Annotated in this window: 17 protein-coding genes; 11 read left to right on the plus strand and 6 right to left on the minus strand. The window is 69.4% G+C overall.

Translation table 11 applies throughout. The features are described 5' to 3' along the window. The first annotated feature begins 3 nt into the window (after positions 1-3). The 6 genes from ACZ6YV_RS36215 to smc all read left to right on the plus strand — a co-directional run bounded on the left by ACZ6YV_RS36215 (position 4) and on the right by smc (position 8832). Positions 4-615: a potassium-transporting ATPase subunit C gene (locus tag ACZ6YV_RS36215; RefSeq protein ID WP_465513898.1), complete on the plus strand. Its 612-nt coding sequence runs from the start codon at positions 4-6 to the stop codon at positions 613-615. Between the two features lie 5 nt (positions 616-620). After that, positions 621-3206 carry a DUF4118 domain-containing protein gene (locus ACZ6YV_RS36220; protein WP_465513899.1) on the plus strand — a complete coding sequence of 862 codons (2586 nt, stop codon included), beginning with the start codon at positions 621-623 and terminating at the stop codon, positions 3204-3206. Then, a complete protein-coding gene (locus tag ACZ6YV_RS36225; RefSeq protein WP_465513900.1) occupies positions 3203-3904 on the plus strand; it encodes a response regulator in 702 nt (233 codons plus the stop codon). Before ACZ6YV_RS36220 ends, ACZ6YV_RS36225 begins: the two co-directional genes overlap by 4 nt. A gap of 152 nt (positions 3905-4056) precedes the next feature. Next, positions 4057-4572 carry a hypothetical protein gene (locus tag ACZ6YV_RS36230; RefSeq protein ID WP_465513901.1) on the plus strand — a complete coding sequence of 172 codons (516 nt, stop codon included), beginning with the start codon at positions 4057-4059 and terminating at the stop codon, positions 4570-4572. 284 nt (positions 4573-4856) lie between these two features. Further along, positions 4857-5144, plus strand: a complete 288-nt coding sequence (locus ACZ6YV_RS36235; protein ID WP_465513902.1) for an acylphosphatase — start codon at positions 4857-4859, stop codon at positions 5142-5144. A gap of 88 nt (positions 5145-5232) precedes the next feature. Continuing rightward, the gene (gene smc, locus ACZ6YV_RS36240) at positions 5233-8832 is read left to right on the plus strand and encodes a chromosome segregation protein SMC (RefSeq protein WP_465513903.1); all 3600 of its coding nucleotides are present in this window, start codon (positions 5233-5235) and stop codon (positions 8830-8832) included. 3 nt (positions 8833-8835) lie between these two features. On the opposite strand, the gene ACZ6YV_RS36245 is transcribed toward smc, so the two are convergent. The 3 genes from ACZ6YV_RS36245 to ACZ6YV_RS36255 all read right to left on the minus strand — a co-directional run bounded on the left by ACZ6YV_RS36245 (position 8836) and on the right by ACZ6YV_RS36255 (position 12265). After that, positions 8836-9339: a DUF3455 domain-containing protein gene (locus ACZ6YV_RS36245; RefSeq protein ID WP_465513904.1), complete on the minus strand. Its 504-nt coding sequence runs from the start codon at positions 9337-9339 to the stop codon at positions 8836-8838. Positions 9340-9454: 115 nt separating this feature from the next. Continuing rightward, positions 9455-11038, minus strand: coding sequence for a sodium:solute symporter (locus ACZ6YV_RS36250; RefSeq protein ID WP_465513905.1), 1584 nt, complete (start codon positions 11036-11038; stop codon positions 9455-9457). 9 nt (positions 11039-11047) lie between these two features. Then, positions 11048-12265 (minus strand): anhydro-N-acetylmuramic acid kinase, encoded by a 1218-nt coding sequence (locus tag ACZ6YV_RS36255; RefSeq protein WP_465513906.1) that lies wholly within the window; start codon positions 12263-12265, stop codon positions 11048-11050. Positions 12266-12417: 152 nt separating this feature from the next. Here ACZ6YV_RS36255 and ftsY point away from each other — a divergent pair, with 152 nt between their 5' ends. Next, a complete protein-coding gene (ftsY, locus tag ACZ6YV_RS36260) occupies positions 12418-13749 on the plus strand; it encodes a signal recognition particle-docking protein FtsY (protein WP_465513907.1) in 1332 nt (443 codons plus the stop codon). Here ftsY and ACZ6YV_RS36265 read toward each other — a convergent pair. Beyond that, positions 13739-15214, minus strand: a complete 1476-nt coding sequence (locus tag ACZ6YV_RS36265) for an MFS transporter (protein WP_465513908.1) — start codon at positions 15212-15214, stop codon at positions 13739-13741. The two genes, ftsY and ACZ6YV_RS36265, sit on opposite strands and share 11 nt — an antisense overlap. A gap of 107 nt (positions 15215-15321) precedes the next feature. On the opposite strand from ACZ6YV_RS36265, the gene ACZ6YV_RS36270 reads away from it, so the two are divergent. Beyond that, positions 15322-16053 carry a TetR/AcrR family transcriptional regulator C-terminal domain-containing protein gene (locus ACZ6YV_RS36270; RefSeq protein ID WP_465513909.1) on the plus strand — a complete coding sequence of 244 codons (732 nt, stop codon included), beginning with the start codon at positions 15322-15324 and terminating at the stop codon, positions 16051-16053. Here the strand turns inward: ACZ6YV_RS36270 and ACZ6YV_RS36275 are convergent. Next, complete coding sequence (locus ACZ6YV_RS36275; RefSeq protein WP_378236473.1) at positions 16043-16819, minus strand: IclR family transcriptional regulator; 777 nt, start codon at positions 16817-16819, stop codon at positions 16043-16045. The genes ACZ6YV_RS36270 and ACZ6YV_RS36275 overlap by 11 nt on opposite strands. A gap of 121 nt (positions 16820-16940) precedes the next feature. On the opposite strand from ACZ6YV_RS36275, the gene aceB reads away from it, so the two are divergent. Both aceB and ACZ6YV_RS36285 read left to right on the plus strand, forming a co-directional pair. Next, a complete protein-coding gene (gene aceB / locus ACZ6YV_RS36280; protein WP_465513910.1) occupies positions 16941-18518 on the plus strand; it encodes a malate synthase A in 1578 nt (525 codons plus the stop codon). A 4-nt stretch (positions 18519-18522) separates the two neighbouring features. Continuing rightward, a complete protein-coding gene (locus ACZ6YV_RS36285; protein ID WP_465513911.1) occupies positions 18523-19719 on the plus strand; it encodes a DUF6986 family protein in 1197 nt (398 codons plus the stop codon). A 4-nt stretch (positions 19720-19723) separates the two neighbouring features. Here ACZ6YV_RS36285 and wzt read toward each other — a convergent pair whose 3' ends face one another. Beyond that, complete coding sequence (gene wzt / locus ACZ6YV_RS36290) at positions 19724-20467, minus strand: galactan export ABC transporter ATP-binding subunit Wzt/RfbE (RefSeq protein WP_465513912.1); 744 nt, start codon at positions 20465-20467, stop codon at positions 19724-19726. A 74-nt stretch (positions 20468-20541) separates the two neighbouring features. Here wzt and ACZ6YV_RS36295 point away from each other — a divergent pair, with 74 nt between their 5' ends. Then, positions 20542-21183: a TetR/AcrR family transcriptional regulator gene (locus ACZ6YV_RS36295; protein ID WP_465513913.1), complete on the plus strand. Its 642-nt coding sequence runs from the start codon at positions 20542-20544 to the stop codon at positions 21181-21183. The last annotated feature ends 464 nt before the right edge of the window (positions 21184-21647 follow it).

The following is a 21647-nucleotide window of genomic DNA, read 5'->3' on the forward strand; positions in this document are numbered from 1 at the left end:
ACCATGAACGCACTGTTGAAGCAGACCCTCGCCGGGCTGCGCGTCCTGCTCGTCTTCACGGTCCTGCTGGGTGTGGTCTACCCGTTGGGTGTCTGGGCCGTCTCCCGGATCCCCGGTCTCCAAGGCAACGCCGAAGGCTCGATCATCAGCCAGGACGGACAGGCCGTCGGCTCGTCCCTGATCGGCGTCGACCCGGTGGCGGCAGACCCGGCCAAGGACCCGTGGTTCCACAACCGCCCGTCCGCGGGCTCGAAGGACGCGCTCGGCCCCGGCGACCCGTCTTCGTCCGGCGCGTCGAACAAGGGCCCGTACAACGAGGACCTGGTCGCCGCGATCGGCGAGCGCAAGAAGCTCATCGCCGCCCGCGAAGGTGTCCACGAGTCTCAGGTGCCCGCCGACGCGGTGACGACGTCGGGATCGGGGATGGATCCGGCGATCAGCGTCGCGTACGCGGACCTGCAGGTCGCCCGTGTGGCGCGGAACACCGGCCTCTCCGAGGAGAAGGTCCGGCAGCTCGTGGCGGAGAACACGGGCGGCGCCGGGATCGGTGCGCCGGGGGTCACTGTGCTGAAGGTCAACTTGGCCGTGCGCGACGCGGCCGGAGGAGCACACTGACAGACGTGGACGAGAACACGACCAAGCCGCGCCGGGGTGAGCTGAGGATCTACCTCGGCGCGGCCCCGGGCGTCGGCAAGACCTACGCGATGCTCGGCGAGGCGCGCCGCCGCCTCGACCGGGGTACCGACGTGGTCATCGGCCTGGTCGAGACGCACGGGCGGAAGAAGACCGCGGACCTCGTCGAAGGGCTGGAGACCGTGCCGCGCCGCCGGTCCGAGCACCGCGACCACGAGTTCGACGAGATGGACCTCGACGCGCTGCTCGCCCGCGCGCCCGAGGTCGCCGTGGTCGACGAACTCGCGCACACCAACGTGCCGGGATCGCGCAACGAAAAGCGCTGGCAGGACATCGACGAACTGCTCGCCGCCGGCATCGACGTCCTCTCCACGGTCAACGTGCAGCATCTGCAGAGCCTCAACGACGTCGTCGAGCGGATCACCGGCGTCACCCAGCAGGAGACGGTGCCCGACGAGGTCGTGCGGCGGGCCGAGCAGCTGGAGCTGGTGGACATCACGCCCGAGGCGCTGCGGCGGCGCCTGGCGCACGGCAACGTCTACCCGGCCGAGCGGATCGACGCGGCGCTGGGCAACTACTTCCGCCCCGGCAACCTCACCGCGCTGCGGGAGCTCGCGCTGCTGTGGGTCGCCGACCAGGTCGACGTCGCCCTGCAGCGGTACCGGGCCGAGCAGAAGATCACCGACACGTGGGAAGCACGCGAACGGGTGGTCGTGTCCATCACCGGCGGCCCGGAGAGCGAGACGCTGATCCGCCGCGCGAGCCGCATCGCGAACCGCGCGGGCGCTGAACTGCAGGTCCTGCACATCCTGCGCGGCGACGGGCTCGCCGGGATGGGGCCGACGGCGGTCGGCAAGTACCGGAAGCTGGCCGAAGAGGTCGGCGCGACCTTCCACACCGTCGTCGGCGACGACGTGCCGACGGCGCTGCTCGACTTCGCACAAGGGGTCAACGCGACCCAGCTGGTCGTCGGGACCTCGCGGCGGTCACGGGTGGCGAGGCTGTTCGACGAGGGCATCGGCGCGGCCGTGGTCCAGCGGTCCGGCCCGATCGACGTCCACATGGTCACGCACGCCCAGGCGGGCGGACGGCTGCGCGCCCGGTTCAACCGGAGCCCTTTGACGCCATCACGCCGTCTGACCGGCTGGGCGCTCTCGCTGGTGCTGCCCGCTTTGGCGACGTTGCTCGGAGTCCTGCTGAGAGACCAGCTCGACTTCTCCACCGACGTGATCGACTACGTCCTCGCGACAGTGCTGGTCGCGCTCGTCGGCGGGCTCGGCCCCGCGCTGCTCGCGGCAGTGGTCTCGGCCGGGCTGCTGAACTTCTTCTTCACCCCGCCGCTGTACAACCTCACCGTCCACGAGCCCCGCAACGTGATCACGCTGGTCGCGATGGTGCTGGTGGCGATCCTTGTCGCGGCGGTCGTCGACACGGCCGCCCGGCGCGCGACACAGGCCGCGCGGGCGCGGACCGAGGCGGCGCTGCTCGCCTCCTACGCGCGGACCGTGCTCTCGCACACCAACCCGATCGAGCGGCTGCTGGAGAAGGTCCGCGAGAACTTCGGGATGACTTCGGTGACCCTGCTGGAAAAGCGGAACGGCAAGTGGAAGCGGGTGGCGAACGCCGGCTCGGATCCCTGCGCCGACCCGGACCAGGCCGACGCCGACATCGCCGTCACCGCCGACGTCCACCTGACGCTGCGCGGCCGCGCGCTGCCCGCGTCGGACCGGGGCGTGCTGGAAGCCGTCGCCGGGCAGGCCCTGCTGGCCCTGCGGCAGCAGCGGACGGCGAAGGCGGCCGTCCGCGCCGAACGCAAGGCCGAGGCGACCGAACTCCGGACGGCCTTGCTGTCGGCCGTGGGACACGACCTCCGGACGCCGCTGACGTCCATCAAGGCGTCCATCGGGAGCCTGCGCGCGACCGACATCTCACTGTCCGAAGAGGACACCGACGAGCTGCTCGAAGCGATCGAGGAATCGGCCGACCGGCTCGCCGGGCTGATCGACAACCTGCTCGACTCGTCGCGGCTGGCGACCGGCGCCGTCCGCCCGCTCCTGCGCCCGGTCGGCTACGACGAGGTCGTCGCGCACGCGCTGTCCAATGTGGACAACTCGGACTCGGTCGTGGTCGCGATCGACTCGCGGCTGCCGTCCGTGTGCGCCGACCCCGGCCTGCTGGAACGGGTCGTGGCGAACGTGGTCGACAACGCGCTGCGGCACGGGGCGTCCGCCCAGCCGATCTCGGCGCGGGCCAGCACGCATTCGGAGCACGTCGAACTGCGCATCATCGACCACGGACGCGGGCTGAAGAAGGGCACCGCGGACTCGGCCTTCGCGCCTTTCCAGCGGCTCGGGGGAGACCGGGACAGCGTGCCCGGCGTCGGACTGGGGCTTTCGGTCGCCAAGGGGTTCACCGAGGCGATGGGCGGGCGGATCCGGGCGGAGGACACGCCCGGCGGCGGGCTCACCGTCGTCATCTCGCTGCCCGCATATGTTGGTCAGGATCCGGAAAAGAGCCTCCTCGCTTTCGACGACGAGGGCCTGGAAAACGAAGAGGAGGAGCGAGTGCGATGAGCGCAGACACCGCGTCGGCGACCGTGCTGGTCGTCGACGACGAACCGCAGATCGTGCGAGCCCTGCGGATCAACCTGTCCGCCCGCGGCTACAAGGTGATCACCGCGCACGACGGGACGGCCGCGCTGAAGGCCGTCGCCGAGACCAAACCCGACGTCGTCGTGCTCGACCTCGGCCTGCCCGACCTCGACGGCACCGAAGTGATCGCCGGCCTGCGCGGCTGGACGACGGTGCCGATCATCGTGCTGTCCGCGCGCGGCGACTCGGCCGACAAGGTGCAGGCCCTCGACGCCGGCGCCGACGACTACGTCACCAAACCCTTCGGCATGGACGAACTGCTCGCGCGGCTCCGTGCCGCCGTCCGACGCTCGGCGACGTCCACTGTGGACGGTGTGGACGCGGTGGTGGACACAGGATCCTTCCGCATCGACCTCGCGGCGAAGAAGGTGCGCCGGGACGGAAAGGAAGTGCACCTCACCAAGACCGAATGGGGTGTGCTGGAACTGCTGGTGCGCAACCGGGGACGGCTCGTGGCGCAGAAACAGCTGCTGCACGAGGTGTGGGGGCCGACCTACGAGACCGAGTCGCACTACCTGCGGGTGTACCTGGCGCAGCTGCGGCGGAAGCTGGAACCGGAACCCTCACGGCCGCGGCACCTGCTGACGGAACCGGGGATGGGGTACCGCTTCGAAGTGTGAACCGGTGGGGCTTCGGTACCACCCCGACCCACTACGGCCCGGCACCCTGGTCGCCTGAAGTACGTGAAGGCCCCCTTCATTGCGCTAGGCGCAATGAAGGGGGCCTTCACGTACTTGCGAAGTCTTACTGGGCGCTGCTCGTGGACGTGTCGGTGCCGGAGGTGCTGGACCCGCCCGGCGAAGAGTCCGGGGCGCCGCTGGAGCTGGAGCCGCCACCCGGCGGGCTCGACGGGGGATCCGACGTCGGCGTCGTGGGCGTAGTCGTCGGAGTGGGCGTCGGCGTCTTCGTCGGTGTGGGCGTGGGCTTCGGAGTGGTCGGCGTCGGGGGCACCACCGTGTGCGGCGGCTCGCCGCCACCCGGCGGGGGCACCACCGGCGGCGGGGCGACGACGCTCGTCGTCTCCTTGCCGTCCGCGCCGACCGACGTGACCGTGGTCGGCGGCGCGGTCGAGCTGGAGGACGCGCCGGGGATCGGTGAGCCGCTGACGGTCATCGGGCCGCCGGGGACGGCGTTGCCCGGGACAAGCTGGACGCCGGCGGGCGAGGTGTTCTGCCCGCCGGGGACGCCGGTGCCGCCCGCGGTGGCGGAGATGCCGGGGCCTGCCAGTTCGGCGATCGCGGCGAAGGCCGTCGCCACCACGAGGCCGCTGACGCCGAGTACGGCGTAGCCGGCGCGGTTGAGCTTGCCGGTGGCGCCGCGCGGGGGTGCCACGGACACGCGTGCGCTCGGATCAGACCCGTCGGGACGGGGCATGGGCTGGCTCCTCGGATGGGGGACTTCGGGGAGTGAAGCGACTGGTGAGAGACACCGAGACGCTTCCGGCTACCCGGGCGAGGTAGCCCAAAGTGGGGACCCGGCGCGGAGATTATCACCGTGGCCTCACTGTCTGCGAACCGCTGCGAACGTTGTGTTCACCCTCCGCGTTCATCCGCATGGTGCACGATAGGGGACGTGAGTGAAGAAGTAACGCGAATCAGGCTGACCGCGTGGGTGCACGGCCGGGTCCAGGGGGTCGGTTTCCGCTGGTGGACCCGCAGCCGGGCGCTTGAGCTGGGGTTGGTCGGCAGCGCGGGCAACCTGGCCGACGGACGTGTCGAGGTGGTAGCGGAGGGTGTCCGTGACCACTGTGAGCGGCTTTTGACGGCTCTCCGATCAGGAGAATCACCCGGTAGTGTGGATCAGGTCGTCGAGCGCTGGTCGCCTGCGAAAGGCGGGATCCGCGGCTTCGTGGAGCGCTGACGCACCGCCTCCCACTGTCACGCTGAGCACAGAGGTAGCCTGGGCCGATTGAACGATCGGTTCCCGCAGCCAGAGGGGTCAGCACGACGTGCACCTGAAGAGCCTGACGCTCAAGGGCTTCAAGTCCTTCGCCTCGGCGACGACGTTGCGTTTCGAGCCGGGCATCACCTGTGTGGTCGGGCCGAACGGCTCCGGCAAGTCGAACGTCCTCGACGCGCTCCGCTGGGTCATGGGCACCCAGGGCGCGAAGGACCTGCGCGGCGGCAAGATGGAGGACGTCATCTTCGCCGGGACCACCGGCCGCGCCCCGCTCGGGCGCGCCGAGGTCACCCTCACCATCGACAACGCCGACGGCGCGCTGCCCATCGAGTACTCCGAGGTCTCGATCACCCGCCGCATGTTCCGCGACGGCGCGAGCGAATACGAGATCAACGGCGACCGCTGCCGTCTGATGGACGTGCAGGAACTGCTGTCGGACTCCGGTATCGGCCGCGAGATGCACGTCATCGTCGGGCAGGGGCAGCTTTCGGCGATCCTCGAATCCAAGCCCGAGGAGCGCCGCGCCTTCATCGAAGAGGCCGCCGGCGTCCTCAAGCACCGCAAGCGCAAGGAACAGACCCTGCGCAAGCTCGCGAACATGCAGGGCAACCTCGACCGCCTCGGCGACCTCACCACCGAGCTCCGCCGTCAGCTCAAACCGCTGGGCAAGCAGGCCGAGATCGCCCGCAAGGCGCAGTGGGTCCAGTCCGAACTGCGCGACGCCCGGCTGCGGCTGTTCGCCCACGACCTGGTCTCCCAGCGCGAGGGTCTCGCCAAGGAAGAGGCCGACGAGCGCGTCGCCCGCCTGCGTCGCGGCGAAGTCGAGCAGGCGCTGGAGATCGTCGCCGCCGAGGAGGCCGAGCTTGAAGGCTCGCTCGCCGAAGACGCGCCGCGCCTGGCCGCGGCCCAGGAGACTTGGTACAAGCTTTCCGCGCTGACGGAGCGGTTGCGCGGCACCGTGCGGCTCGCGCTGGAGCGTCAGCGGCACCTCTCGTCCGACGTGCAGCAGGCGAGCACCGGCCGCGACCCCGAAGAGCTGCTCGCCGAGGCCGAGCACGTCGCCGAGCAGGAGCAGGAGCTCAACGAGGCCGTCGCCGAGGCGCGCATGGTGCTTTCGGAGACCGTCCAGAAGCGTGAGCAGCTCGAACATCTCGTCCAGGCCGCCGAGCGCGCGCATATGGCCGCCGTCCGCGCCATCGCCGACCGGCGGGAGGGGCTGGCGAAGCTCGCCGGGCAGGTCGAGGCGCTGCGCAGCAAGAACGGCGCCACCTCCGACGAGATCGACAGGCTCACAGTCTCGCTCGAAGAGGCCGCCGAGCGTGCCGAGATCGCCGTCGAGGAACTCGAAGAGGCCAAGGCCGAAGGCGGCGTCGAGGAGTCCGACGACTTCGACCTGCAGGCTCACCACGACCGCGCGGTGGAGGCCAACAACGCCGCCAAGGCGCGGGTCGAGGAACTGGTCAAGGCCGAGCGAGCCACCGAACGTGAGATCGCGTCGGAGAAGGCCCGCGTCGAGGCGCTGTCGATGGGCTTGCGCCGCAAGGACGGCGCCGGCGCGCTGCTCGGCGCGCAGCACGAGCTGCCGGGTCTGCTCGGCTCGGTGGCCGCGCTGCTCACCGTCGAGGCGGGCCACGAGGTCGCGCTGGCCGCGGCGCTCGGCCCGGTCGCCGACGCGGTCGCGGTCAACGGCGGGGCCGACGCGCTCGCCGCACTGAAGTTCTTGAAGGACAACGACTCCGGTCGCGCGGGCATTTTGCTCGGCGGACTGGAGTCCATTGTGGACACCAGTGCCTGGCCGTCGCTGCCCCAGGGCGCGCGCTGGGCACGCGAAGTGGTTTCGGCGCCGCCCGCGCTGCGATCCGCTGTCGAGCACGCGCTCGACCGGGTGGCCATTGTGGACGGTCTGGAGTCCGCGCGCCGTCTCGTCGAGGTGTATCCCGAGGTCAGCACGGTCACGCCCGAGGGCGATGTCTTCGGCGCCCGCTGGGCCGTCGGCGGTTCCGCCCGCAGTGAGAGCGTCATCGAGGTACAGGCCGCGGTCGACGAGGCGGGCGATCGGCTGAACGCCGCCGAGCGCACCCTCGAACGCACCGCAGCGGAGCTCGAAGGCGCCCGCACCGGACAGCAGGCCCGGCGCGAAGAGGTCGGCAGGGCCAAGGACGCGCTCGGGGACGCGAAGGTCCGCAAGGCGCGTTCGTCCGAGCGGCTGAACCGGTTGCAGCAGGCCGCGCGCGGCGCGCAGGCCGAGATGGACCGGCTGAGCAGTCAGCGCACCAAGGTCGAGCAGAGCCGCGAACAGGCGCTTCAGCAGCTGGCGGAACTCGAAGAGCGGCTCGCCGCCGTCGCCGACCAGGAGATCGACGAGGATCCGGACACCGCCGAGCGCGACCAGGCCGCCGAAGACCTCGGCACGGTCCGCCAGGAGGAGATGGAGTCCCGGCTCGCGCTGCGCACCGCCGAGGAGCGGGCGCGGAGTATTCAGGGCCGGGCCGAATCGCTTCGCCGTGCCGCGCACGCCGAGCAGCAGGCCCGTGAACGCGCCGAAAAGTCCAGGGCGGCACGGAAACGCGGCGCCGAGATCGCCAACGCGGTGGTCAACGGCGGCGAGATCGCGCTGGAGCGCATCGAGGTCTCCGTGCAGCGCGCCGCCCACGAGCGGGACGAGGCGCAGGCGCAGCGGCAGTCGCGGGAGAGCGCGCTGACCCAGGTCCGCGGCAAGGTCCGCGAGCTGACCGGTGAACTGGAGAAGCTCACCGACGCCGTCCACCGCGACGAGGTGCTGCGCGCCGAGCAGCGGCTTCGGCTGGAGCAGCTCGAAACCAAGATCGCCGAGGACTTCGGCATCGGGCTCGAAGACCTCGTCTCCGAATACGGCCCGGACAACCTCGTGCCGCCGAGCGCGGGCGAGATGGCCGAGTACGAGGCGGCCAAGGAACGCGGCGAGGACGTCACCCAGCCGCCGCCCATGCCGTTCGACCGCGACACCCAGGCTCGCCGGGCGAAGCGCGCGGAGAAGGACCTGAGCCTGCTGGGCAAGGTCAACCCGCTGGCGCTGGAGGAGTTCGCGGCGCTGGAGGAGCGGTACAAGTTCCTCTCGACCCAGCTGGAAGACCTCAAGGACACCCGCAAGGACCTCGAAGCCGTCATCAAGCAGGTCGACGAAAAGATCCTCGAGGTGTTCGAGTCCGCGTACGAGGACGTCGCGCGCGAGTTCGAGACCGTGTTCGGCGTGCTGTTCCCGGGTGGCGAGGGGCGCATGGTGCTCACGCAGCCCAACGACCTGCTCTCCACCGGTGTCGACGTCGAAGCGCGCCCGCCGGGCAAGAAGGTCAAGCGGCTCTCACTGCTCTCCGGTGGCGAGAAGTCGCTCGTCGCCGTCGGCATGCTGGTGGCCATCTTCCGCGCCCGGCCTTCGCCCTTCTACGTCATGGACGAGGTCGAGGCCGCGCTCGACGACACCAACATGCGACGGCTGATCGGGCTGCTGGAGCAGCTGCGGGACTCTTCGCAGCTGATCATCATCACCCACCAGAAGCCGACCATGGAGATCGCCGACGCCCTGTACGGCGTTTCGATGCAGGGCGACGGCATCACCAAGGTGATCTCGCAACGGCTCCGGACCTCCGAAGAGGACCCGGTTCCCGCGTAAGGGTTACTTCGCGACCCAGAACGCGTAGTCGGCGGAGTACCGGACGGCCGTCTGCGCGCCTGCCGCGCAGGTGCCCGCCGGTGCGAGCCCGCCGTGCGTGTCGAGCCGCTGGACGTAGGTGACCTTGCCGAAGATCCCGTCACCGCTGTTCAGATTCGCCTTCAGCAGCAGCTCCGGCACCGCGTTCGGCCGCGGGTTGGACGCGCCGGGAACGGCCGCCGCCCCGACCGTGCTGCCGTCCACAGTGGACGTCCACACCGGACCCTTGCTGTGCAGGGCGATGGTCCGCCCGCGGTGGCTGAGCGTCGCGGCCGGCTGGATCAGCGTCCACGCCCCGTTGGTGCAGCCGTAGATCTGTACGCCTTCGCCCTGATAGGTGGCGATGCGCTTGTTCCCCTCCGGGACTTTGATCGCCTCCGGCACGCCGCCGCTCGTCGCGGCGTACGCGGTCGTGCCACCGCCGATCAGCAAGGCGCCGACGGCGATGGCCACGGTCGTTCGCTTCATGATTTCGCCTCTCCTCATCCCGCCGTGTGCCGGCGGGTCCCGCAACCGACACGGGGATGACCAGAGGCTCGTTCATAACTGTGACACGGGTCACATTTGCCAGAAATCGTTGTGATCAAACGGATTCCGGTTCTTTGCTCACCTCTTCGGTGAGCGGATCCGGGGTGCTGTGCCGCAGCGAGAGCAACCCGCCCACCACGAGCGTGATCACCACGCCGCACAGCGTGTACCACGGCCAGGCCAGCGCCACGGTGTTCCCCGACGCCTTGCCGAAGTCGATACCGATCAGGCTGCCGTCCGGTTTGTTGAACTTGACCCCGAGGATGATGAACGCCATCACGATCACCGTCGCCACGAACGCCACGATCGCGTCCGTCTGCCTGGCCCGCTTGATCAGCAACCCCAGGAGGAACGCGCCGAGGAGTGCGCCGTAGGTGTAGCCGGTGATGCCGAGCGCCTGCACCACGATCGGGTCGGCCGAGGTCTTGTTGGAGGAGGCGAAGAAACCCGCGCACAAGATCAGCGCGCCCGCCCAGACGATCGTCCAGATCCGGCCGTGCTTCAGTCGATCGGCTTCCGGCAGCTCCCGGCCGATCACCCGTTCGTAGACGTCGGTCACCGTGGACGACGCCAGCGCGCCGAGCGACGAACTCAGTGCGGCGGCGAGGATCCCGGCGATCACGAAGCCGGAAAGCCCGCTCGGCAGGTCGTTCACGATGAAGTTGGCGAACAGCTCGTCCTTGTTGGCCAGCCCGAGGCCTTCCGGCTTCGGCTTGGTCGGGGCCAAACCGTTGTACAGCGCCCACAGCAGCACGCCGATGAACAGGAACAGCGCGAACTGGATGAACACCACGAAACCGCTGGCCACCAAGGCCTTCCGCGCGGCGCGCAGATCGTTGGTGGACTGCAGGCGCTGCACGATCAGCTGGTCCGAGCCGTGCGACGCCATCGAAAGCACCGCGCCACCGACCACCGCGGTGAAGAACGCGAACTGCCCGGTGAGCATGTTCGAGGAGAAGTCGAGGATCTGGAACTTGTCGGCGTCGACGGCCTTGCCGAACCAGCCGTCCGGCAGCCTGCCGGCGATCACCCAGATCACCACGACCGCGCCGAGGACGTACCAGAGCATCTGGATCGCGTCGACCCAGACGACCGCGCGGACCCCGCCGAAGAAGCTGTAGAGCACCATCGCGATGCCGAGCCCGACCACGATGGTCCAGTACGAGACGTTCAGGCCGTAGGCCGCCATCACGACCTTGATCGGGATCGCGGTGGCGAACAGCCGGATGCCGTCGGCCAGTGTCCGGGTGAGCAGGAAGGTCACCGACGCGGTGCCCTGCAGCCCGCTGCCGAACCGTTTGCCCAGGAAGGCGTACGCGGTGACCAGGTTGCCCGCCACATAGCGCGGCAACAGCACCATCGACACCACGATCCGGCCGGCGATGTAGCCGATCGCCAAGGCCAGGTACGTCATCCCGCCGTCGCCGGGGGTGGCGATGTAGGCCACCGTCGGCACGGAAAGCACGGTGAGGGTGGACGTCTCCGCGGAGACCACCGAAAGGCAGGCCACCCACCAGGAGATCTTGCCTTCACCGACGAAGTAGTCGGAGCCGGATTTCTGTTTGCCGCCGATCCAGACGCCCAACAGGGGCATGCCGACCAGAAAAAGCCCGATGATCGCGAGGTCAAGTGCGCGCATCCGTATCTCCTATCGCTCGCCGGTCGTCGCCGCTACCCGTAGCCGGGTCACGGTTGAGGAATGCGGGGCGGGCAGCCGCAGGGGACCCGCGCCCGGGGTGATGCTGCCGAGCAGCCGGTCGCCTCGTGCCCCGGTCGCCGACGGGAGGTTCCCCGGGACGCCGGACCAGGTCAGCCAGCCGAGCAGAATGGTCAGGTATGCCTCTTTGCCCGCGCGGGGCAATCCGTGGTCGTCGCTGGTCTTCAAGGCCACGCCGGGCAGGTTCCTGGCGAGCGCGGCCATCAGCGCCGGATTGTCGGCGCCGCCGCCGGAGACGATCAGCGTGACGATGTCGTGGCGACGGCATTCCGCGGCGATCGTCACCGCGGTCAGTTCGGTCAGGGTCGCCAGGAGATCCTCCGCGCCGATCGGCGGGAGCCCGTCGAGTGCCGCGTCGAGGTACGCGCCGTGGAACAGTTCCTTGCCGGTCGACTTCGGCGGCGCGGCGGCGTAATACGGGTCGAGCAGGAGTTTCGCCAGCAGGTCGGGCCGGACGGAGCCGCGCAGGGCGAGCGCGCCGTCGATGTCGGCACGTTGTCCAGTGGCCCGATGCGCGGCGATGTCCATCAGGGCGTTGCCGGGTCCCGTGTCGTAGGCGAGGACAGCACTGCCGTCTCCGGTCGCGGGGACGACGGTGATGTTCGCGATACCGCCGATGTTCAGCGCCGCGACCGGGCCGGAGGCGGCCATGTCCCGTAGCCACAACGCGTCCAGCGTGCTGGCGAGCGGCGCGCCGTGCCCGCCTGCGGCGACGTCGCGCACGCGCAGGTCGGCCACCACGGGCAGTCCGGTGCGCTCGGCGATCCAGGCCGGATTCCCGAGTTGCAGCGTGCCGCGCGCGGTGCCGTCCTCGACCCAGTGGAACACCGTCTGGCCCAGCGAGGCGACGACGTCCGCGTCACCACCGGCCAGTTCCTCGACGCCGCGCGCGGCCGCCTCGCCGAAGGCCTGTCCCACCAAGGTGTCGAGTTTCGTGAGCTGTTCGGCGCTGCAGGGATTCGGTGGCAAGGCGTCGAGCAAGGCTTCGCGGAGTGTTTCGGGATACGGGACTTCGAGCTTGCCGAGCGGGGACAGCACCACCGTGTCCCCGTCGGCGCGCAGTTCGGCGGCCGCCACGTCGATCCCGTCGATCGAAGTGCCGGAGATGAGTCCGATCATCCGGACCCCAGTGCCGGAGAAAACCGTCATTTGGAGTGGTCTAGCCCTCGTTCCGGAGACCGCGCAAGCGAGACCGTTTCTTCTTGTCCGAAATGAGTCCTATCCAGTGGATGCCTGACAAGATCGGCTTCCTTCCCGTGGGGCGTCTACGTCGGGTCGTGCGCGGATGCGAGGATGGCGCCGTGTCGAGCACCCCCTGGTTCTGGATCGTTGTCGTTGCCGTCGTGGTCCTGGTCGCCGTTCTGGTGACCGGGCTGCTCATCGCGCGCCGCCGCCGGATCAGCCTGGACGAGTCCAAGGCTGCCGCCGCCGTCGAGCGCGAGAAGCCGAAGGGCGGCAGTTATACCGCGACTGGCGGGATCTCGCTCGCTCCCGGCGGTGAGAAGACCGAAGAGGCCGAGGAGCCGGAGCATCCGGTCGAAGACCGCCCGGAGACCGAAGGCCAGCCCGCCGTCGGGGACGACGCGGCGGTGCCGAGGGATTCCGCGCAGCGCACGGTACGCGACGTCGAACTTCCTGAACCGGCCGAGGGAGCGGCTCCCGAGCCCACCCCCGTTCCCGTTCCCGCCGAGGAGATCGCCCCGGCGGCCGGGCGCCTGGAGCGGCTGCGCGGCAGGCTGGGCAAGTCCCGTTCGGTGTTCGGGCAGAGCCTGCTCGGCCTCCTGGGCGCCGGCGACCTGGACGAGGACTCCTGGCAGGACGTCGAAGACACGCTGCTCATGGCGGACCTCGGCGCCGCGACGACCACCGAGATCGTCGAACGCCTTCGTGAGGAACTGAAGCGCCGCGCCGTGCGGACGTCCGAGGAGGCGCGCGCGGTACTGCAGGAGGTGCTGACCGCCGCCCTGTCGACCGACGCGGTCCGGGCCGTCCGCGCGCTGCCGCACACCGTCGACGGCGTGAAGCAGCCCGCCGTCGTCCTGATCGCCGGCGTCAACGGCACCGGCAAGACGACCACCACCGGCAAACTCGCGCGGGTGCTCGTCGCGCAGGGGAGCACCGTCGTGCTCGGCGCGGCAGACACCTTCCGCGCCGCCGCGGCGGAACAGCTGCAGACCTGGGCCGAGCGAGTGGGCGCGGAAGTCGTGCGCGGCAAGGAAGGCGCGGACCCGGCGGCGGTCGCTTTCGACGCCGTCAAACGCGGCACCGAGGCGGGCGTGGACGCGGTCCTGGTCGACACCGCCGGCCGTCTGCACACCAAGACCGGCCTGATGGACGAGCTCGGCAAGGTCAAGCGAGTCGTCGAGAAGCAGGCGAAGGTCGACGAGGTGCTGCTGGTGCTCGACGCCACTACCGGGCAGAACGGGCTGATGCAGGCCCGCGTGTTCTCGGAGGTCGTCGACGTCACCGGCATCGTCCTGACCAAACTGGACGGGACCGCGAAGGGCGGCATCGTCTTCCAGGTGCAGCGTGAACTCGGGGTGCCGGTGAAGCTGGTCGGCCTCGGTGAGGGGCCGGACGACCTGGCGCCTTTCGAGCCCGGCGCCTTCGTGGAAGCCCTGCTCAGCAGCTGACGAGAGCATGGTCCGCCTTCTTGTCCCGCATCACCAGGAAGGCGACCACCGCGGCGGCCAGCACGCCAACGGCGCTCACCAGGAACGTCGTCGACATCGCCGAGGTGAACGACTCGCGGGCCGCGGTGATGAGGCCGCCGTCACCGGTGGCGAACGCGTCGCCGATCGAGAGCCGTGCCTGCGCCGGGGCGGATTCCGGCATCTGCGAGGTGAACAGGCTCGACACGATGCTGCCGAGGATCGCGATGCCGAGCGCGGCACCCAGCTGCTGGATGGTGTCGTTGAGCGCGGAGCCGACACCGGCCTGCTCTTCCGGGACCTCGCTCATCAGTGCCGCGATCGCCGACGGCATCGCCAGCCCGCCACCGGCCCCGAGCAGGAACAGCGCCACGGCGGGCAGCAGGAAGCCTTCGTTCGCTGACAGCGTCGCGAGCAGGCCGAATCCGGCGGCCATCACGGTCATCCCGGCCGCGGCCAGCACGCGGTTGCCCGCCTTCTGGCCCAGCGTGGCACCGAGGGTGTTGCAGAGCAGCGACGCGACGGCCATCGGGATGAACGCGAGCCCCGCCTGGGTCGGGGTGTAGCCGAGGACGTACTGCAGGTACTGGGTCAGGAGCAGCAGCAGGCCGCCGTTGCCGATCTGCACCAGCGTGAGCGACAGGCTGCCGCCGCTGAAGTTGCGCTTGCGGAACAGCTTGAGCGGGACCATCGGCGAAGGCGTGTGCCGCTCCCAGAACACGAAGCCGGCCAGGCTCACCACCGCGATCGCCAGCGGGACGAAGGTGCCGGCCTCGGTGATGCCGTGCTTGGGCAGTTCGATGATCGTCCAGACCAGCGCGACCATCCCGGTCGCGGACAGGATCGCGCCGAGCGGGTCGGGCTTCTGCCACGGGCCCTTGGACTCCGGCATCAGCGTGAGCGCGGCGAGTACGGCGATGACGACGATCGGCACGTTGATCAGGAACACCGCGCCCCACCAGAACCACGCGATCAGCACGCCGCCCAGCACCGGGCCGCCGATCAGGCCGAGCATCGCGACCGCGCTCCACGCCGCCATCGCCTTGCGGCGTTCGGTGTCGTCGAAGACGGTGATCAGGATCGACAGGGTGCTCGGCATGATCAGCGCGCCGCCGACGCCCATCACCGCGCGGGACAGGATCAGCTCCAAGGGGTTCCCGGCGAACGCGGCGACGAGTGAGGCCACCCCGAACAGGAGGAGGCCGATGATCATCACCTTCCGGCGGCCGAACCGGTCCCCGAGGCTTCCCGACGTGAGCAGCAGGCCGGCGAACACCAGGATGTAGGAGTCGAGGATCCACTGCGTGTCCTGCGCGCTCGCGCCGAGGTCTTCGGCCAGCGGCGGCACGGCGACCGTCAGCACCATGTTGTCCACGACCAGTACGAGCGTGCTCAGGCACAGCACGATCAGGATCCACCAGCGGCGCGGGTCACGCGTCTCGTTCATCGGGTTGCCCCCAGAGGTAGTTGCGTACATTGTTCTGCTGTTGCGCACACTGTACGCAGAACTCAACGACGTTCGCAAGGGGGTACGTCGTGCGCTAAGGTGGGAGCATGGCAACCGAGCAGCAGTCGATCCAGTCGGTGTGGACCCGCCCCCCTCGCAAGCGGGATCAGCCCGCGTTGAGCCAGGCGCAGATCGTCGCCGAAGCCGTCCGGATCCTGGACGTCGAAGGTGTCGACGCGCTGAGCATGCGCAGGCTGGGCACCGCGCTGAACGCGGGCGCGACCTCGCTCTACCGGCACGTGGCCAACCGTGACGAGCTGATCGAGCTGGTCGTCGACGAGGTCTACGGCGAGATCACCGTGCCGGACAGCGACGATCCGGCGCGATGGCGTGAAGCGGCCGTCGTCGGGGCGCAGAGCGTCCGCGCGATGATCCTGCGGCACCCTTGGATCGCTTCACTGCTCGGCTCGGTCGGCCTGTCGTACCTCGGGCCGAACGTCATGCGGCTCAACGAGCGGCTGCTGGCCGTCTTCGTGACCGCGGGATTCCCCGGTGACGAGGGCGACCAGGCGATCAGCGCGGTCATTTCCTACGTCATCGGCATGGGGACGACCGAAGCGGCTTGGCTCACGACGGTCGCGAAGAGCGGACGAAGCGAGCGCGAGTGGGCGGATCAACTGCGCCCCGCCGTCGAGGCGGCGGCACAGGAACATCCGCACCAGCGGGAGCGGCTCGTCCAGGACGACGTCGAGGCCGACCCGGAGCGGCTTCGCGACGAAAAGTTCCGCTACGGCCTGGACAGGATGCTCGACGGCTTGGCGGCCAGGCTCAAACGGTGACCCCGTCACGCGAAAGGGTCGAACCGAGCGAGGTCGCGATCCGCTGGACGACGGGCGCGATCCGTTCGACGGCCTCCATCGTGAGCCGTCCCGAAGGCCCGGACACCGAGACGGCCGCCGGCACCGGCGCGCCGGGGACCGCGACGGCCACGCAGCGGACGCCCAGTTCCTGCTCGGCCTCGTCGAGCGCGTAACCCTGCTCGGCGATCTTCGCCAGCTCGGTCAGAAGCGCGTCCTGGTCGGTGAAGGTGTGCTCGGTGTACGAAGGCATCCCTGTCCGGGCGAGCAGCGCCGTGACGGCGTCGGGCGCCAGGTGCGCGAGCATCGCCTTGCCCACGCCGGTGCCGTGGGGCAGGAGCCGCCGTCCGACCTCGGTGAACATCCGCATCGAGTGCTTCGAGGGCACCTGGGCGACGTAGACGACCTCGTCCCGCTCGAGAACGGCGAGGTTCGCTGTCTCGCCGACCTCGTCGACCAGCTCCGCGAGCAGCGGCCGCGCCCACGAGCCGAACTGCATGCTGGCGTTCTCGCCCAGCCGGATGAGCCTGGCGCCCAGCGCGTACCGGCGGTTGGTGTTCTGCCTGACGTAACCCAGGTCCACCAGCGTCCTGATCAGCCGGTGGATGGTCGGCATCGGCAGCCCGGACAGGGTCGCCAGCTCTGAAAGACTGGCCTCCCCGCCGGTGTCCGCGAGATGCTCGAGGAGCTCGAAGGCCCGCTGAAGGGACTGGACGCCGCCGTCGCGCCCGTTCTTCTCCGCTGCCACCGTGGTACTCCTAACGTCGGCGTTGATGTTCCGCTATGCAGAAACTATAGTCCGTCATGTAAAACCGTAGGGACGTCTTGTATTAGGGATGTCACTGTTTATCTGACTCGGGGTGTTACTCATGTCTGAAGCTCAGGTGCTCGGCGATCCGGTCGAGCGCGGGGACGAAATCCTCACGCCGGAGGCACTCGCCTTCCTCGCCGGCCTGCACGAGGCTTTCGCCGCCCGCCGCGACGAGCTGCTGCAGGCCAGGAGCAAGCGCCGTGAGGAGGCCAGGACCACCGGCAAGCTCGACTTCCTGCCCGAGACCAAGGAGGTCCGCGAGGGCGACTGGAAGGTGGCCGAGGCCCCGCCCGCGCTGCGCGACCGCCGTGTCGAGATCACCGGCCCGACCGACCGCAAGATGACCATCAACGCGCTGAACTCCGGCGCCAAGGTCTGGCTCGCCGACCTCGAGGACGCCAACACGCCGCACTGGGCGAACGTCGTCTCCGGCCAGGTCAACCTGTACGACGCCGTCCGCGAGAGCATCACGCTGGAAAGCGGCGGCAAGAGCTACGCGCTGAAGGACGACGTCGAGCACGCGACCATCGTCGTCCGCCCGCGCGGCTGGCACCTCGACGAGCGCGGCCTGTCCTTCGGCGGGCGCCAGGCCGTCGGCGCGCTGGTCGACTTCGGCCTCTACTTCTTCCACAACGCGAAGGAACTGCTCAACCGCGGCAAGGGCCCGTACTTCTACCTGCCGAAGATGGAGAGCCACCTCGAAGCCCGGCTCTGGAACGACGTCTTCACCCACTCGGAGAAGACCCTCGGCATCGAGCACGGCACCGTCCGCGCCACCGTGCTGATCGAGACCATCCCGGCCGCTTTCGAGATGGACGAGATCCTCTACGAACTGCGCGAGCACGCTTCGGGCCTGAACGCCGGCCGCTGGGACTACCTGTTCAGCGTCATCAAGTACTTCCGTGACGCGGGCGAGAAGTTCGTGCTGCCGGACCGCAACTCGGTCACCATGACCGCGCCGTTCATGCGCGCGTACACCGAACTGCTGGTGCGCACCTGCCACAAACGCGGCGCGTTCGCGATCGGCGGCATGGCCGCGTTCATCCCGAACCGCAAGGACCCGGAAGTCACCGCCGCGGCGCTCGACAAGGTCCGCGCGGACAAGAGCCGTGAGGCAGGCGACGGCTTCGACGGTTCCTGGGTCGCGCACCCGGGCATGGTGGACATCTGCCGCGAGGAGTTCGACAAGGTCCTCGGCGACAAGCCGAACCAGCTCGACAGGACCCGCGACGATGTGTCCGTCACTGCAGACCAGCTGCTCGACGCGGCTTCGACGCCGGGTGGCGCCACCGCGGCCGGTCTGCGTGCCGCCGTCGACGTCGGCATCCGCTACATCGCCTCCTGGCTGAGCGGGAACGGCGCGGCGGCCATCCACAACCTGATGGAGGACGCGGCCACCGCGGAGATCTCGCGTTCGCAGGTGTGGCAGTGGGTGCGCAACGGCACGCAGCTGGACACCGGCGACAAGGTGACCGGCGAACTGGTGCGCGGCGTGCTGGCCGAGGTTCGCGGCGAACTCGCCGCCGAGATCAAGCCGGAGCTGCTGGAGCCCGCCGTCGAGCTGTTCGAGCAGGTCGCGCTCGCCGACGAGTTCCCGGATTTCCTGACCCTGCCCGCCTACGAACGGATCAAGTAGACAGATGGGGAACGGGCGGCTCACCGAGGACGTCTACACCGCTGCCGACGCGCGCCTCGCCGAGGCGGACGCGCGCGTCGCGGCCAAATATCCCGGCGAGCCGCCCGGCCGCCAGCCCGTGCACACCGTGTACGTGCCCGCGTCGCGGTACAAGACGCGGCTCGTGGCGGACTGGGGCAAGCAGGCCCTGCGGGTCTTCGGCGAACACGCCGATCAGCTGGGTCTGGACGCGGACATCGCCGATCGGGTCAGGACCAAACTCCTGACCGAGCCGATCGAGGATCTGCGGATCGACTTCGAGGACGGTCTCGGCAGGCCGGGCGACGAAGAGGAAGACGCCACCGCGCTCGCCGCCGGGCGGACCCTCGCCATCACGGGCGGGACGCCGTTCGTCGGCATCCGGTTCAAGAGCTTCGAGCAGGCGACCCGGCGCCGCGGCATCCGCACCCTCGACCTCTTCCTGTCGGGTCTGCTGGAAAGCGGGCCGCTGCCGGACGGGTTCGTCGTCACGCTGCCGAAGGTGACCGCCGTCGAGCAGGTCGAAGTGGCGGCGGACGTCCTGGAGCGCCTCGAATCCGCGTACGGCCTGCCCGACGGCACGCTGCGGTTCGAAGTCCAGATCGAGACCGCGCAGTCCATTGTGGACATCGACGGGACGGTGGCTGTGCCGCGGATCGTCGAAGCCGCGCGCGGCCGGTGTTCGGGACTGCACTACGGGACGTACGACTACAGCGCCGGCCTCGGGATCAGCGCCGAGTACCAGAGCATGGAACATCCGGCCGCCGATTTCGCCAAGCAGCTCATGCAGGTTTCGGCCGCGGGGACCGGCGTCCGCCTCTCGGACGGCTCGACGAACAAACTGCCCGTCGGCGACGCGATCCTCCCGGCCTGGCGCGAACATCTGCGGTTGGTCCGGCGATCACTGGAGCGCGGCTTCTACCAGGGCTGGGATCTCCACCCGCACCAGCTGCCGACTCGCTTCGCCGCGACGTACGCGTTCTTCCGCGAGGGGTTCCCGGCGGCGCTGGGCCGGTTGCGGGACTACGCCGACCAGACCGGACGCGGTGTGCTGGACGAGCCGGCGACCGCGCAGGCTCTGGCGAGTTTCCTCTTGCGTGGCCTGGATTGCGGGGCTGTGGACACGGGTGAGCTTTCGTTCTCCCGGACCGAATTGGACGGCTACGCACGACGGACTGTGTGAGCGCTCAGGTTTCCCGCCCGTGGTACCACGCGAGAACCTCGTCCAGTGAGCCGTGGGCGCGGATCCGGCCCTCGTCCATCCAGAGCGCGGTGGTGCACAGCTCCCGCAGTAGTTCGTCGGAGTGTGAAGCGAACACCAGCACGCCGGAGCGGCGGGCGAGGTCGACCAGCCGTTCGCGTGCCTTGGCGAGGAATAGGGCGTCGATCGCGCCGAGCCCTTCGTCGAGGATGAGGATCTCGGGGTCGATGGTGGTCACCACGCCGAGCGCGAGCCGCACCCGCATGCCGGCGGAGTAGGTGCGCAAGGGCAGGTGCAGGTAGTCGCCGAGTTCGGTGAACTCCGCGATGTCGTCGACCCGTTTCGCCATCTGCCTGCGGGACATGCCGAGGAACAGGCCCCGGATCAGGATGTTCTCGTGGCCGGAGACCTCGGGGTCCAGCCCCACCCCGAGGTCGAACACCGGCGCGATCCTGCCGACGACCCGCGTGCTACCCCTGGTCGGTTCGTAGATGCCGGACAGCAACCGCAGGAGAGTGGACTTCCCGGCGCCGTTGTGGCCGACCAGGCCGACTCGATCGCCCTCGCTCAAGGACAGGGAGATGTCCCGCAGGGCCTCGATGATCGGGACCTTCGCGTCGGTGCCGATCTTGCCGCCGACCTTGCCGAGCACCCGTTTCTTGAGCGATCGGGTCTTGGCGTCGAAGATCGGGAAATCGACGTAGGCGCCCTGTACCTCGATGCTCACCACGGTGCCGCCTCCTCGCTGTCGTAAAATGCGAACGGAAGTTATCATTCGCATCTAAGTGCGGTAACGTGCGGCCGGTGAGTCAGCCATCCGCCGATCAGGGCTTCCGCCCGCCGCAACAGGCCCGCAGCCGGGAGTCCCTCCAGAAGGTGCTGGCCGCCGCCGAGCACGTACTGGCAGGTCAGGGCATCGAGGAGTTCACCGTCGGGGCGGTCGCCGAGCAGGCGGGAATGTCCGTGGGGGCGATCTATCGCCGGTTCGCGGGCAAGAACCAACTGCTGTACGCCGTGAAGGACCAACTGCTCGGGCAACTGGAGGCCGGCGTCAGCGAAGCGCTTCGCACGGCGGAGCCCGGGCTGAACGGGATCGTCGTCGCGTTCACTCAAGCTCTGGCGCGGACCTTCGCCCGTCACGACCGGATCTTCCCCGAGCTGCTCGACAGCCAGCGCGCCGAGGGACGCGATCGTGGCCTCCGAGCGCTGGCCACGATCCAGGACGATTTCGTGAAGGCTGCTCGGCCCTGGCTCGAGGAGATCCGACGGTCGGACCGGGACCAAGCCATCCGCGTGGTGGCCCGGACCGCCATCGGTTCCTGCGTGCACCGGGCCGCCAGTGGCCGGTACTGGCCGGACGGCCTGAGCTGGACCGAGTGGGCGACCGAAACGACCGGGATGGCGCTGGCTTACTTGACCTCGACGGGGAAGTCGGGGCCCGCCTAAGGCCGCCGATCCTGTCCGCGCTCGGGCGGCGACACCGTGGCGTGCGCTACTCCGAGCTCGAACGCGACGGCTTGCTCACCCGTACCGTGACCGTCACGGTCACCTGCGAACTGATCGGCCGGTGTGGCTGGCGGGATAACTCCGGTGACCCATCGGCTTTGATCAAGGTCGGGGACCGGGGTGACCTCGCGACGGTGAAGGATCTGGGACCTGATTCCTTCACCGTCGATCTGGGCGCCCGTTGGGATCGTAGGTAGGCAAAGACCGTCCGCTCGAACGCGACTTACCACTCACGACCACAGTGAGGGGCGCGGTCTGGAGGCGGTCTGTCCGTGAAGGCCTCCTCCAGACCCTGAAGGTAGTAAAGGGGGGGCGGATTCATGCGGTCGTCGCAACATGCTCTATTTAGGACAGTAGCATGTTGAGTTTCTCTTGGGGTGTAAGCCATTCCAGTGTTTTGCGGG

Source organism: Amycolatopsis sp. NPDC102522, from assembly GCF_055584485.1.